The sequence below is a fragment of the Pseudotabrizicola sp. genome, assembly GCF_030656345.1.
Taxonomy (GTDB): domain Bacteria; phylum Pseudomonadota; class Alphaproteobacteria; order Rhodobacterales; family Rhodobacteraceae; genus Pseudotabrizicola.
This window is the reverse complement of sequence record NZ_JAUSNR010000010.1, coordinates 442,199-455,284: the sequence shown is the minus strand read 5'-3', so window position 1 is coordinate 455,284 and position 13,086 is coordinate 442,199. Positions and strand designations below refer to the sequence as shown.

General features: G+C 62.2%; 13 protein-coding genes and 1 pseudogene. 10 read left to right on the top strand and 4 right to left on the bottom strand.

Annotated elements, in window-relative coordinates; all coding sequences use genetic code 11:
* Nucleotides 1–5: 5 nt before the first annotated feature.
* The 4 genes from pstA to Q7J44_RS05935 form a co-directional block, all read right to left on the bottom strand.
* Nucleotides 6–863, bottom strand: a complete 858-nt coding sequence (gene pstA, locus Q7J44_RS05950) for a phosphate ABC transporter permease PstA (protein WP_304877938.1) — start codon at nt 861–863, stop codon at nt 6–8.
* Nucleotides 864–910: 47 nt separating this feature from the next.
* Nucleotides 911–1,900 carry a phosphate ABC transporter permease subunit PstC gene (gene pstC, locus Q7J44_RS05945; protein WP_304877936.1) on the bottom strand — a complete coding sequence of 330 codons (990 nt, stop codon included), beginning with the start codon at nt 1,898–1,900 and terminating at the stop codon, nt 911–913.
* 117 nt (nt 1,901–2,017) lie between these two features.
* Entirely contained in the window at nt 2,018–3,052 is a 1,035-nt protein-coding gene (pstS, locus tag Q7J44_RS05940; protein ID WP_304877934.1) for a phosphate ABC transporter substrate-binding protein PstS, read from the bottom strand.
* A gap of 133 nt (nt 3,053–3,185) precedes the next feature.
* Nucleotides 3,186–3,323 (bottom strand): hypothetical protein, encoded by a 138-nt coding sequence (locus Q7J44_RS05935; protein ID WP_304877932.1) that lies wholly within the window; start codon nt 3,321–3,323, stop codon nt 3,186–3,188.
* Nucleotides 3,324–3,409: 86 nt separating this feature from the next.
* Here Q7J44_RS05935 and ppx point away from each other — a divergent pair, with 86 nt between their 5' ends.
* The 10 genes and pseudogenes from ppx (at nt 3,410) to arsH (ending at nt 13,069) form a co-directional block, all read left to right on the top strand.
* Nucleotides 3,410–4,894, top strand: a complete 1,485-nt coding sequence (ppx, locus tag Q7J44_RS05930; protein ID WP_304877930.1) for an exopolyphosphatase — start codon at nt 3,410–3,412, stop codon at nt 4,892–4,894.
* 144 nt (nt 4,895–5,038) lie between these two features.
* Nucleotides 5,039–5,968: a polyphosphate kinase 2 gene (gene ppk2 / locus Q7J44_RS05925; protein ID WP_304877929.1), complete on the top strand. Its 930-nt coding sequence runs from the start codon at nt 5,039–5,041 to the stop codon at nt 5,966–5,968.
* A 91-nt stretch (nt 5,969–6,059) separates the two neighbouring features.
* Nucleotides 6,060–6,413: a helix-turn-helix transcriptional regulator gene (locus tag Q7J44_RS05920; RefSeq protein WP_304877927.1), complete on the top strand. Its 354-nt coding sequence runs from the start codon at nt 6,060–6,062 to the stop codon at nt 6,411–6,413.
* Entirely contained in the window at nt 6,410–7,723 is a 1,314-nt protein-coding gene (locus tag Q7J44_RS05915) for a hypothetical protein (protein WP_304877926.1), read from the top strand. Before Q7J44_RS05920 ends, Q7J44_RS05915 begins: the two co-directional genes overlap by 4 nt.
* A gap of 118 nt (nt 7,724–7,841) precedes the next feature.
* Nucleotides 7,842–8,885: pseudogene (locus Q7J44_RS05910) on the top strand (ArsJ-associated glyceraldehyde-3-phosphate dehydrogenase).
* Entirely contained in the window at nt 8,885–10,162 is a 1,278-nt protein-coding gene (arsJ, locus tag Q7J44_RS05905) for an organoarsenical effux MFS transporter ArsJ (protein ID WP_370692961.1), read from the top strand. Before Q7J44_RS05910 ends, arsJ begins: the two are co-directional and overlap by 1 nt.
* Before the next feature lie 100 nt (nt 10,163–10,262).
* On the top strand, nt 10,263–10,763 hold the full coding sequence (locus Q7J44_RS05900; RefSeq protein WP_304877924.1) for an arsenate reductase ArsC: 501 nt from the start codon (nt 10,263–10,265) through the stop codon (nt 10,761–10,763).
* 155 nt (nt 10,764–10,918) lie between these two features.
* Nucleotides 10,919–11,935: an ACR3 family arsenite efflux transporter gene (gene arsB / locus Q7J44_RS05895; RefSeq protein ID WP_304877922.1), complete on the top strand. Its 1,017-nt coding sequence runs from the start codon at nt 10,919–10,921 to the stop codon at nt 11,933–11,935.
* Nucleotides 11,932–12,360 carry an arsenate reductase family protein gene (locus Q7J44_RS05890; RefSeq protein ID WP_370692960.1) on the top strand — a complete coding sequence of 143 codons (429 nt, stop codon included), beginning with the start codon at nt 11,932–11,934 and terminating at the stop codon, nt 12,358–12,360. Before arsB ends, Q7J44_RS05890 begins: the two co-directional genes overlap by 4 nt.
* Nucleotides 12,353–13,069 (top strand): arsenical resistance protein ArsH, encoded by a 717-nt coding sequence (gene arsH / locus Q7J44_RS05885; RefSeq protein ID WP_370692959.1) that lies wholly within the window; start codon nt 12,353–12,355, stop codon nt 13,067–13,069. Before Q7J44_RS05890 ends, arsH begins: the two co-directional genes overlap by 8 nt.
* The last annotated feature ends 17 nt before the right edge of the window (nt 13,070–13,086 follow it).

Below are 13,086 nucleotides of genomic sequence, written 5' to 3'. Positions count from 1 at the left end.
GGGGGTCAGGCGCGAACTTTTTCGCGGAAGAAAACGCGAGCCAGGATGTTGAGCGCCAACACGGCCAGCGTGATCAGCAGCGCACCGCCCCAGGCAAGATCGATCCAGTTGTCGTAGGGGCTCATGGCGAACTGGAAGATCACCACCGGCAGATTGGCCATCGGGGCACCCATGTTGGTACTGAAGAACTGGTTGTTCAGCGCCGTAAACAGCAAAGGTGCTGTCTCACCACTGATGCGGGCCACAGCCAACAGCAAACCAGTGATGACGCCGCTCTTGGCAGCCCGCAGTGTCACCAAAGTGGCGACCTTCCAGCGGGGTGCGCCCAGCGCAAAAGCCGCTTCGCGCAAGCTGCCGGGTACCAAGCGCAGCATGTTTTCAGTGGTTCGCATGACCACCGGAATGGCGATCAGCGAAAGCGCCAGGCTACCGGCGTAACCCGAGAAGTTACCGACCGTGGCAACAGCAATGGCGTAGACGAACAGGCCCAACACCACAGAAGGCGCCGAAAGCATGATGTCGGTCACGAAACGGGTGAACTCGGCGGTTTTGCTGGTATCGCCGTATTCGGTAAGGTATACGCCAGCCAAGATGCCAATGGGTGTAGACACCAGCACGGCAAGGCCGACGATCATCAGACTGCCGACAATGGCGTTGCGCAGTCCGCCCCCCTCCGAGCCGGGCGCTGGAGTGTCCTGCGTGAACAGGCTAAGTTCCAGTGCAGCGAGGCCATTGGAGAACAGCACAAACAGAATCCAGAGCAACGCGACGAGACCCAGCACCATGGCCGTCATGGACAAGGACAGACCGACAAGGTTGGTGCGTTTGCGGCGCTTATAAAGGGGTGTAGCGTTCATTTGCATGGTGTAACCCGTTTCATGACGGTGTGTTGGAGCGGATGGGACCGGGCTCAAGTGCCCTTGGCCCGTTCGGCGCGGATGATCAACCACTTGGCCATCGCCAAGACCACGAATGTGATGCAGAACAGCAGGAAGCCCAGCGCAAACAAGGTATTGAAGTGCAAACCTTCGGCTTCCCCGAACTCGTTGGCGAGCACCGAGGCAATGGACGTACCGGGCGAGAACAACGAGGTGGGCATCCGATTGGCGTTGCCAATCACAAAAGTAACCGCCATGGTTTCACCCAGCGCCCGACCCAGCCCCAGCATGATGCCGCCGATCACGCCCTTCTGCGTATACGGCAACACGACCTTCCTCACCACCTCCCACGTGGTACAGCCCAACCCGTAGGCCGACTCGCGCAGAATGGGTGGGGTGATTTCGAACACATCGCGAATCACGGCAGCCACAAACGGCAGCACCATAAAAGCGAGGATGATGCCCGCCGCCAAAATACCCAGGCCGTTGGTGGCACCACCAAACAGCCAGCCCACCAGCGGCATGCCACCGAGCACAGACTGCAGCGGAACCTGCAGGTAATCGGCATACACCGGGGCGAATACAAACAAGCCAAACATGCCGTAGATGATGGACGGTACAGCCGCCAACAGCTCAATGGCGGTACCCAACGGGCGACGCAACCACACGGGGCAGGTTTCGGTCAGAAACACCGCAATACCAAAGGCCAGTGGAACCGCGATCAGCAGCGCAAGGCCGGCACTGATGACGGTGCCGACGATGGAAATCGCGGCACCGAATTCATCGTTGATGATGTCCCACTCCACGTACCACAGAAAGTGGGCGCCGAATTTGGCGAACGTGGGCCATGCGTTGATGAAAAGCGAAACGATGATGCCCACCAGCGCCACCAGCACCAACAGCGAAAAGGTCTGCGTCAGGCGGTGGAAGATGGCGTCTTGCAGACGCTGCTTCTTGGCCACAGCCACCATGGAGGCACTGGGCAGGTCGGTGGCGGATGCGGTGGTGAGGGTCGGGTTCATGGTGGCTGCTGCAGGCATAAGGGCTCCCTGAATGGACGGTGAGGGAACAAGAAACCACCAGCAGCCTTATGGCATGCTGGTGGTCATGGGCCGGTTATTGGCCGGCCCGCTGAACAATCACTTGGTGTTGATCTGCGTCCAGACGCGCTCGCGGATCTGCTTGGTCAACACATCGGGCAAAGCCACGTAATCCAGATCGGAAGCCATTTGCTTGCCGTTTTTGAATGCCCAGTCAAAGAATTTCAGTACCTCAACAGACTGCGCCTTGTCGGCCGGCTCCTTGTACATCAGGATGAACGAAGCAGTGGTCACAGGGTAGGCATTGGCACCCGGCTGGTTGACGATGGACAGCCCCATGCCCGGCACGCTGAACCAGTCGGCACCGGCGGCGGCGGCAGAGAAGGTCTCATCGCCTGGCATCACGAAGTTGCCGTCTTTGTTTTGCAGCGCCATCACCGAAATGTTGTTCTTCTTGGCGTAGGCGTATTCCACGTAACCCAGTGCACCTTTGGTGCGGGTCACGTTCGCGGCCACACCTTCGTTACCTTTACCGCCCACAGAGGTCGGGGCAGGCCATTTGACTGCAGCGCCACGGCCCACGGTATCAAGCCACTCTTTGCTGACCGTTGCGAGGTAGTCGGTCCAGTTGAAGGTGGTGCCCGAACCGTCGGCGCGGTGCACGATGGTGATGGTCTGGTCGGGCAATTTTTTGCCAGGGTTCAGTGCAGCCAGCTTGGGGTCGTTCCACTTGCTGATTTTGCCCAGGAACATCTCAGCCAGCACAGGACCACTCACGCGCAGCTCGCCTTTGCCAAAACCGTCCAGGTTGAACACCGGCACGGTGCCGCCGATGATGGCGGGGACTTGAACCATGCCATCGCGGTCAAGATCTTCACCCTTCACCGGAGCATCCGATGCACCGAAGGCCACGGTTTTGGCGCGGATCTGGCGGATACCGCCCGACGAACCGATGGACTGGTAGTTCAGGCCGGTGCCCGTGGCTTGTTTGTAGGCTTCGGCCCACTTGGCGTAAATGGGGAAGGGGAATGTGGCGCCCGCACCCGTGATGTCGGCAGCCAGGGCAGAGCCCATGGCCATGGTAGCAAAGGCGGCAGCGGCCACGGTCTTGAGCAGGGTACGTTTGGTGTTCATGAGAGTCCTTTCGGTTATTGAATCAAATCCACAACCGCGACTCTAGGGAGCCAATGTGACAAGCTTGTGACAGTCACGCAGCGAGTTCATGCTCGCAGCCTCAGCAGGCGAATCCCCTTGGCCGCTCATCCTCTCAGAGCCGTTGGGCAATGGCGTTCACATCTTCGACAAGCACCTGACCGCGTTCGACCCGCAACAACCGACCATCGGGACGCCGCAACAGGGTGGTCGGCAGCCCATGGCCGAATCGGCCGATCGGTGCTGCAGGCATTGGACCGGTGCAATGCGTCACAATCCGGGCAATTCAACGATATGCACAATGCCAGCCCGGGTATTTTTGGCTGGCGGTAACTCTCCATGCAAAACGGTACCCTCCTCGCGGCCATCGATCTCGGCTCAAACAGCTTCCGACTTGAAATCGGTCGCTACCATTCGGGCCACATTGAGCGCATTGAATACATCAAGGAAACCGTGCGCCAGGGCAATGGCCTGGATGAGAACAAAAATCTGAGCCTGGCCGCCATGCAGCGCGGCTGGGAATGCCTGGCCCGCTTTGCCGAGCGCCTGCATGGTTTCAAGAGACAGCAGGTGCGTGCTGTGGCCACGCAAACCCTGCGTGAGGCCAAGAACCGCGACGACTTTCTGCGCAAAGCCCAAGCGATTTTGGGGTTTGCCATTGAGGTGGTGTCGGGACACGAAGAAGCGCGCCTGATTTACCAAGGCGTGTCTAGACTACTGCCCCAGTCGGACGAAAAACGGCTGGTGGTGGACATCGGTGGCCGCTCCACCGAAATGATCCTGGGGCAAGGCTACCAAGCCAACCGCATGGAGTCGTACCGATTGGGCAGCGTGGCCTGGTCCACCGGCTATTTCGCCAAAGGCCTTTTTACCGCAGCGGCCTTCAAAACGGCCGACATTGCGGCCAAAGCCGTGCTGGACCAGGCGCTGGACAGTTTCCCCCCGGCGGATTGGAGCGTGGCCTACGGATCATCGGGTACTGTGGGCGCTGTGGCCGACCTGCTCTCGGTCAACGGCTGGGCTTCCGGGGTGATCACGCGTTCCGGGCTTGACTGGTTGGTTGAGCGGATGATCAAAGCCGGTCATATTGATCAATTCAAGGTAGAAGGCCTGAAAGAAGACCGCCGCCCGGTGCTCGGCGGTGGCGTGAGCGTTTTGCGCGCCATTTTTGACCTGTTTGACATCCAGCAAATGGTGCCCGCACAGGGTGCGCTGCGCCAGGGCGCACTGTACGACCTGATCGACCGCGACACCGACGGCGGCGATGTGCGCGAGCGCACGGTGCGCTGGCTGGCCACCCGCTTTTCTGTAGACGAGGCACAGGCGCAGCGCGTCAGTGCGGTGAGCACGGCGTTGTTTGCCCAAATGGCGGCGCTGGACGCTCAGAACGAACGCTATTCGCAAAAGCTGGCCTGGGCTGCGCGCTTGCACGAGATCGGAACCCACATTTCACACGACCGTTCCTACCACCACGGCGCCTACATTCTGGACAATGTGGATGCACCCGGGTTTTCGATTCCCGAATTGCACCGCATGAGTGAGTTGGTGCTGGGACAGCGTGGCAAGCTGCGCAAACTGGAGCAGTCGCTGACCGACGATCTGTTTGCCATGCAACTCATGAGCCTGCGGCTGGCGGTGCTGCTGTGCCATGCCCGGCAAATGCCCGAGCACGAGTCAATCAAACTCAGCTTCAAGTCCGGCGCGTTCAAACTGTCAACCAACCCGGGCTGGGCCAAGCGCTACCCACAGTCGGCCTGGCTGCTGGGCGAAGAAGTGCTGGCATGGCAGAAAACCACCTGGAAATTCACTGCCGATATCCGTTGATACGGCAGATCGGGCACGCTGAGTAACGCCACTTCGGCGTTGGCTGACGAGCGCACGGGCATTTCTTATCGTCTGCCGGGTGGGTTCACACGTCTGTCACACAGGCCCGCTATGTTCTCGCACTGCACCACTGGAACATCTGCCATGAACATCAGCCCACCCGAAGACCTGATCCGCCGCATAGAACGCGACTTGCTGGACAGCTACGACGAAGAACTGGAACTGGAAATAGAAGACCGCAACCTGCTGGACGCCACAGTCGGCCCAGACGGCGTGGCATCGCGGCACACCGACGACGAAAAAGCCCAACGGCTGGCGTATTTCCGGGAACTGTTCCGCCTGCAAGGCGAGCTGGTGAAGCTGCAAGACTGGGTGGCCCACAGCAAGGAAAAGGTGGTGATTCTGTTTGAAGGCCGCGACGCGGCGGGCAAGGGCGGCGTGATCAAGCGCATCACCCAGCGGCTCAACCCGCGCGTGTGCCGCGTGGTGGCGCTGCCCGCGCCCAACGACCGCGAGCGCACGCAGTGGTATTTCCAGCGCTACGCGGCCCACCTACCCGCAGCGGGCGAGATGGTGCTGTTTGACCGCAGCTGGTACAACCGCGCCGGCGTGGAAAAAGTCATGGGCTTTTGCACCGACGACGAGGTCGAAGAGTTCTTCCGTTCGGTGCCCGAGTTCGAGCGCATGCTGGTGCGCTCGGGCATCCGGGTGATCAAATACTGGTTCTCGATCACCGACGACGAACAGCACCTGCGCTTTCTGGGGCGCATTCACGACCCGCTCAAGCAGTGGAAGCTCAGCCCGATGGACCTGGAGTCGCGCCGGCGCTGGGAGGAATACACCAAAGCCAAAGAAACCATGATTGAGCGCACCCACATTGCCGAGGCACCGTGGTGGGTGGTACAGGCGGTGGACAAAAAGAAGGCGCGACTGAACTGCATCCACCATTTGCTGGAGCAGTTTGACTACACCGAAGTGGCACGGCCCGAGGTGGTGCTGCCGGGCCGGGTGCGCAACCCCGACTATTTGCGCCAGCCGGTGCCCGATTCGATGGTGGTGCCTGAGCGGTATTGAGAACTGTCAAGTTCCGCCTGTTTAAAGCCCGCTTGACACGCTTGATGGAGAGGGCGTTCAAACGTTTCAATTATTCTTGTATAGTTGAATCATGAACACCAGCACACCTCAAGAAGACAACACCTTGCGCGCCCTGGCCGCGCTGGCCCAGGTGCAGCGCCTGCGGGCGTTCAGGGAACTGGTCGTGGCCGGGCCCGAGGGCCTCACCCCCGGCACCATGGCAGAGCGGCTGGGCGTGTCGCCCAGCGCCTTGTCCTTTCACCTGAAAGAGCTGGCCCACGCCGAGTTGGTGAGCACCGAGCCGCGGGGGCGCCACCTCATCTACCGTGCCAACTTTGACCGCATGAACGACCTGCTGGGTTACCTCACCGAGCACTGCTGTGCGGGCGAGCCCTGTGAAGTGGTGCCTGCTTGCAGCAGCAATGTGTGTGGGGAGGTTCAATGAACCTGGCCGACACCCTGAACGTGGCCTGCGCCTGCCAGACGCTGGAGCCCAACCGCTTGCGCGAGCAACTGGAAATCGGCCCGTCGCTGCAAGGCCTGACGGCCCAGCTGGCACGAACCCACCCGCACCTGTTTTCAGCCACCGCCGTGTTTCTGGATGCCACCGTGCGGGCCCAGATAGAAGACGCGGTGACCGCCTTGGAACGGGTGGTCGCCCTACCCGCCTGGCAAGCCCAGGCCTTGGCCCGTGCCCACCCGATGGCCCAGCGGAACTGGGGCCCTGCGGGCGTCTTCATGGGCTATGACTTTCACCTGGCCGCCGATGGCCCCAAGCTGATCGAGATCAACAGCAACGCGGGGGGCGCCTTGCTGAACGCCGCGCTGGCCCGCGCCCACCGCGTGTGCTGTGGTGCGGTGCAAGCCCCGCCGGGCGAGGCGCTGACGCCACCCGAAGCTGAGTTCGTAAGCATGTTCCGCTCGGAATGGCGTGCCCAGCGCGGCCAAGCCCCTCTGCGCAACGTGGTGATCGTGGACGACGCGCCCGCACAACAATACCTGGCGCCCGAATTTGACATGGCCCGTGTGCTCTTTGCGGACCATGGCTTGCTGGCTGTGGTGGCCGACCCGCGTGAACTGCAATGGCGCGATGGCCTGCTCTGGCACCCTGCCCTGCCGCCGGGCATGGCGGTGGACCTGGTCTACAACCGACTGACCGACTTTTACCTGCAAGAGCCCGAACACGAAGCCCTGCAACAGGCCTATCTGGCTGGAACGGCGGTGGTCACGCCGCATCCCCGCGCGCACGCGATCTACGCCAACAAGCGCAACCTGATCGCCCTGTCCGACCCCGCCCAGCTTGCAGCCTGGGGTGTCTCCAGCGCTGACCGTGCCATTTTGCAGGCCGTGGTGCCGTCCACACAGGAGGTCACCGCTGAAAATGCCGAGACCCTGTGGGCCCAGCGGCGCCAGCTGTTCTTCAAACCCGCTGCCGGCTTTGGCGCCCGCGCCGCCTACCGGGGCGACAAGCTCACCCGCCGGGTGTGGGCCGACATTCTGGCGGGCGATTACGTGGCGCAAACCACCGTGCCGCCCAGCGAACGCCTGGTTCTGGTAGACGGGCAAGCGGTCCGGCTCAAGCTCGACCTGCGTGCCTACACCTACTGCGGGCACATTCAACTGCTGGCAGCCCGCACCTGGGCCGGCCAGACCACCAACTTCCGCACCGAAGGCGGTGGTTTCTCACCCGTGGTGGTGGTGCCCCACCTGACGTTGAGCTTGATGGACACGAACCGCCTGAACAGCACCGCATGACACCAAGCCGCAGGGGCGCCAGATGTCACATGCCTGTCACAAAGCACCGCAACAATTCAATATTTATTGAATTGTTTTTTCTTCAACGCGCATTTTTTCCCTCTTGAGGATCAGACACATGAAAGTAGGCATCAATGGCATGGGTCGCATCGGCCGTCTCGCCCTGCGCGCAGCCCTCGGCGCGGCCGAGCGCGAAGCCACCGACCCCCGCAACACCAACCGCCTGGAGGTGGTGCACCTGAACGAACTCAAGGGAGGTGCTGCCGCCACCGCCCACCTGCTGGCTTTTGACAGCGTGCAGGGCAAATGGCGCGCCGACATCGCCGCCGTGGGCGAGCAAGCCATCCGTATCAGCGGCCAGCGCCTGTCCTTTAGCAACCACGCCACCCCGGGCGACATTCCCTGGGGCGACCTGGGCGTGGACCTGGTGCTCGAATGCACCGGCAAGTTCCTCACACCTGAAACGATCCAGGGCCATCTGGACCGTGGCGCCAAGCGCGTGATCGTGGCGGCCCCGGTGAAGGTGGGCGAGGTGCTGAACATCGTGGTCGGCGTCAACGAACACCTCTACAACCCGGCGCGCGACCGCATCGTGACCGCCGCCAGCTGCACCACCAACTGCCTGGCGCCCGTGGTCAAGGTGGTGCACGAAGCCATCGGCATCAAACACGGCCAGATCACCACGCTGCACAACCCGACCAACACCAACCTGGTGGTGGACGCGCCGCACTAGTACCTGCGCCGCGCCCGCAGCGCCATGGTGCACCTGGCGCCCACGACCACCGGCAGCGCCACCGCCATTGCGCTGATCTACCCCGAACTCAAGGGCAAGCTCAACGGTCACGCGGTGCGCGTGCCCGCGCTCAACGCCTCACTGACCGACTGCGTGTTCGAACTGAACCGCGCCACCACGGCCGAAGAAGTCAACGCCTTGTTCGACGCCGCCGCCAAGGGTCCGCTGGCCGGCATCCTGGGCTACGAACGCCGTCCACTGGTGAGCGCCGATTACGCCCGCGACACGCGCAGCTCCATCGTCGATGGGCTGTCCACCATGGTGACCGACGGCACGCTGCTCAAGGTCTACGCCTGGTACGACAACGAAATGGGCTACGCCTGCCGCATGGTGGACCTGGCTTGTTACATGGAAGCCGCTGGTCTCTGATGAACATGCCCAACGCCACCGCATCACCGCCAGGCGCCAGCAGCGCCACCCGCAACTACGCCATCGTCACCGCCGCCTACTGGGGCTTCACGCTCACCGATGGCGCGCTGCGCATGCTGGTGCTGCTGCACTTCTACCGCCTGGGTTATTCGCCGTTCACGCTGGCGTTTTTGTTCCTGCTGTACGAAGCGGCGGGCGTGCTGGCCAATCTGATTGGTGGCTGGCTGGCCACGCGCTATGGCATCCAGCGCATGTTGACGGTGGGCCTGGTCACGCAAATCATCGGCTTCACCCTGCTCTCGCTGCTCAACCCGGCGTGGACGGCGGCGATGTCGGTGGCCTGGGTGGTGGTGGCGCAAGCCATTTGCGGCGTGGCCAAAGACCTGACCAAAACCGCCAGCAAGTCGGCCATCAAGATCACCGCCGACCAGGCCAAAAACCAGGGCTCGGGCCAGCTGTTCAAGTGGGTGGCGTGGTTCACCGGCAGCAAAAACGCCATGAAAGGCTTTGGCTTTTTCTTGGGCGGTTTGTTGCTCGACGCGCTGGGTTTCCAGCACGCGCTGTGGGCCATGGCCGCTTTGCTGCTGCTGGTGTTGGCCGGTGTGGTGGGCTTTGTGCCGCCGCTCATGGGCAAGAGCAAGGCGTCCAAGTCGGCGAAAGAGCTGTTTGCCAAAAACGCCGGCATCAACGCGCTGGCCGCCGCTCGCGTGGCGCTGTTCGGCGCGCGCGACGTGTGGTTCGTGGTCGGCGTGCCGGTGTTTTTGTATTCGCAGGGCTGGACCTTCACCATGGTCGGCGGCTTCCTTGCGCTCTGGACCATCGGCTACGGCCTGGTGCAGGCGCTCGCGCCCAACATCGTCAAGCGCAGCCCGGACGGCCTGAGCGCCGAGGTGCCGGCGGCGCGCTGGTGGTCGCTGGTGCTGGCGCTGATTCCGGTGGGCATCGCGGCGGCCGTGCTGCTCGAAGCACCGCATTTGCAGTGGTGGGTGGTCGGCGGCCTGGGCCTGTTCGGCTTCGCCTTCGCCGTCAACTCCTCGGTGCATTCCTACCTGATCCTGGCCTACGCTGGCAGTGAGAAAGCGGCCGAGGACGTGGGCTTCTACTACGCCGCCAACGCGCTCGGCCGCTTCTTCGGCACGCTGATGTCGGGCCTGCTCTATCAGTGGGGCGGCTTGCTGTACGCGCTGACGGGCTCGGCGCTGATGCTGCTGGTGTGCTGGCTGCTCACACTGGGTTTGCCCACGCAGCGGGCCTTGCCCAGCCCCAACCAACCCTGAAAAGTCACCGTGAACGACCACCCCTCCGTACAGGTGCCGGGCGTTCACAGCTTTCCCTGCTCAAAACACCGTTCCCCCAACCCTTGCAGCTGAGGCACTTATGAACCCGTCCATCTACAACGTTCTTTTTATCTGTACCGGCAACTCCGCCCGCAGCATCATGGCGGAAGCCCTCCTCAACCAACTGGGGGCTGGGCGCTTTCGGGGCTACAGTGCGGGCAGCCATCCCGCGGGACACGTGAATCCGTATGCCATTGAACTGCTGGAGCGAAACCGCTACAAAACGGGCCAGTTGCGCAGCAAGAACTGGAGCGAGTTCGCCGCACCCGATGCGCCGCAAATGAACTTTGTGCTGACGGTCTGCGACAAGGCTGCCGGCGAGGTGTGCCCGGTCTGGCCGGGTCAGCCCATGTCGGCGCACTGGGGTGTTGAAGACCCCGCTGCCGTCAAGGGTAGCGACGACGTCATCAGCAAAGCATTCACAGACACCTTCATGGTCCTGAACCGGCGCATCACGCTGCTGACCACCCTGCCGATCGAAAAACTGGACAAATTGAAGCTTCAGCAAGAACTCAAGGACATTGGGCTGGTAAGGTCCTGATCGCATTCGCGTTCTTCTCGGCCTGGTGCACGCAAGCGACCAGGTTTTTTGCTTCTCAGGACTTGCGCAAAGCCGGCCGTACGCAGGGTTGACATGGCGTTGCAACAACGCCATGTCGGTTTTTCGTCAGTCCTGTTTCTATTCGGGTGGTGTGTATGGGGTTGTTTGAACGGTATTTGTCGGTATGGGTGGCCCTGGGCATTGCCGCCGGTGTGGGCCTGGGGCTGGTGGTGCCCAGCGTGTTCCAGGCGGTGGCGGCGCTTGAAGTGGCACAGGTCAACCTGGTGGTGGCCGTGTTCATCTGGGTCATGATTTACCCGATGATGATCCAGATTGACTGGCACGCCATCAAAGACGTCGGCAAAAAACCGCAAGGTCTGGTGCTCACGCTGGTGGTCAACTGGCTGATCAAGCCCTTCACGATGGCCGCGCTGGGTGTGCTGTTTTTCAAGTATCTGTTCGCCGACTGGGTCGATCCGCAGTCCGCCAGCGAATACATTGCCGGCATGATTTTGCTGGGTGTGGCGCCCTGCACCGCCATGGTGTTCGTGTGGAGCCAGTTGGTCAAAGGCGATGCCAACTACACCCTGGTTCAGGTGTCGGTGAACGACCTCATCATGGTGGTCGCCTTCGCCCCGATCGCCGCTTTTTTGCTGGGCGTGACGAACGTCTCCGTGCCCTGGGAAACGCTGGTGCTCTCAACCATTCTGTATGTGGTGTTGCCCTTGCTGGCCGGCATGGCCACCCGCCAGATGCTGCAAAAGAAATCCAGCCACGCGGTCAGCGATTTCGTGGGCCAACTCAAGCCCTGGTCCGTGGTGGGCTTGATCGCCACCGTGGTGCTGCTGTTCGGCTTTCAGGCGGGCACGCTTGTCGAAAAGCCCGGCATCATCGCGCTCATTGCGGTTCCACTGATCATCCAAACCTACGGCATCTTCTTCATCGCCTGGTGGGGCGCCAAGCTGCTGAAGCTGCCGCACAACATCGCCGGCCCCGCCTGCCTGATTGGCACATCCAACTTCTTCGAACTCGCCGTGGCGGTGGCCATCTCGCTGTTTGGTCTGAACTCAGGCGCCGCGCTGGCCACGGTGGTCGGCGTGTTGGTCGAAGTGCCGGTGATGCTGTCGCTGGTGGCCTTTGCCAACCGCACGCGGGAAAGGTTTCCGGGGTGAGCTTTCCAGTTGTCATCCATCATAACCCGGACTGCGGCACCTCGCGCAATGTGCTCGGGATGATCCGGGCGGCGGGATATGCGCCGACGGTCATCGACTATCTGGCCGAGGGCTGGACGCGGCCGCAGCTCTTGGCGCTGTTCGCCGCCGCCAACCTCACGCCGCGGCAGGCCCTGCGCATTGCCCGGTCCCCGGCCGGGGCGATGGGGCTGACGGCCCCGGATATCACCGATGAACAGGTGCTGACGGCGATGATCGCCCATCCGATCCTTGTGAATCGCCCCATCGTCTGTACCCCGAAGGGCGTGCGCCTGTGCCGTCCGTCCGAGTTGGTGCTGGACCTGCTGCACCAGATGCCGCCCGGCCCGCTGGCCAAGGAAGACGGCCAACTGATCATCGACTCGGAAGGAAATCGCCTTGTCTGACACGCCCAATATTGACGATGCCCTGTTCCCCGCACTGGACGAGGCTGCCCTGCTGACGCCGCCGCACAAAACCCATGCCCCGCGCATTCTGATCCTTTACGGGTCACTCCGCCCGCGCAGCTTCAGCCGCCTGTCGGGCGAAGAGGCCGGGCGAATCCTGACCCGGATGGGGGCCGAGGTGCGGTTCTTCGACCCATCGGGCCTGCCGCTGGTCGATGATGGTGTGGACGCCACACACCCGAAGGTGCGCGCGTTGCGCGATCTGGTGGCGTGGTGCGAGGGGATGGTGTGGTCCTCGCCCGAACGGCACGGGGCGATGACAGGGCTGATGAAAACCCAGATCGACTGGATTCCGCTGTCCGAGGGGGCCGTGCGGCCAACCCAAGGCAAGACGCTGGCCGTGATGCAGGTGTCGGGAGGGTCGCAGAGTTTCAACGCCGTGAACCAGATGCGGTTGCTGGGGCGCTGGATGCGGCTGATCACCATTCCCAACCAATCCTCAATCCCCAAGGCGTTTCAGGAATTTGACGAGGCCGGCCGCATGCGCCCCTCACCTCTCTATGACCGGATCGTCGATGTGATGGAGGAACTCATGAAGTTCACCCTGCTGACCCGCGACCGCGCCGACTATCTTGTGGACCGCTATTCGGAACGCAAGGAAACGGCCCAGGCGCTGATGAAACGGGTGAACCTGTCGGCGGCGACCTGATCCGGGCAGGGTCAGCC

Bases quoted from the DNA above. Each gene is read 5' to 3' on its own strand.
- Q7J44_RS05935 (WP_304877932.1), bottom strand. From the start codon at position 3,323: ATGCCTGCAGCACCGATCGGCCGATTCGGCCATGGGCTGCCGACCACC.
- pstA (WP_304877938.1), bottom strand. From the start codon at position 863: ATGCAAATGAACGCTACACCCCTTTATAAGCGCCGCAAACGCACCAAC.
- Q7J44_RS05915 (WP_304877926.1), top strand. From the start codon at position 6,410: ATGAACCTGGCCGACACCCTGAACGTGGCCTGCGCCTGCCAGACGCTG.
- ppk2 (WP_304877929.1), top strand. From the start codon at position 5,039: ATGAACATCAGCCCACCCGAAGACCTGATCCGCCGCATAGAACGCGAC.
- ppx (WP_304877930.1), top strand. From the start codon at position 3,410: ATGCAAAACGGTACCCTCCTCGCGGCCATCGATCTCGGCTCAAACAGC.
- arsB (WP_304877922.1), top strand. From the start codon at position 10,919: ATGGGGTTGTTTGAACGGTATTTGTCGGTATGGGTGGCCCTGGGCATT.
- pstS (WP_304877934.1), bottom strand. From the start codon at position 3,052: ATGAACACCAAACGTACCCTGCTCAAGACCGTGGCCGCTGCCGCCTTT.
- Q7J44_RS05920 (WP_304877927.1), top strand. From the start codon at position 6,060: ATGAACACCAGCACACCTCAAGAAGACAACACCTTGCGCGCCCTGGCC.
- arsJ (WP_370692961.1), top strand. From the start codon at position 8,885: ATGAACATGCCCAACGCCACCGCATCACCGCCAGGCGCCAGCAGCGCC.
- pstC (WP_304877936.1), bottom strand. From the start codon at position 1,900: ATGAACCCGACCCTCACCACCGCATCCGCCACCGACCTGCCCAGTGCC.
- Q7J44_RS05900 (WP_304877924.1), top strand. From the start codon at position 10,263: ATGAACCCGTCCATCTACAACGTTCTTTTTATCTGTACCGGCAACTCC.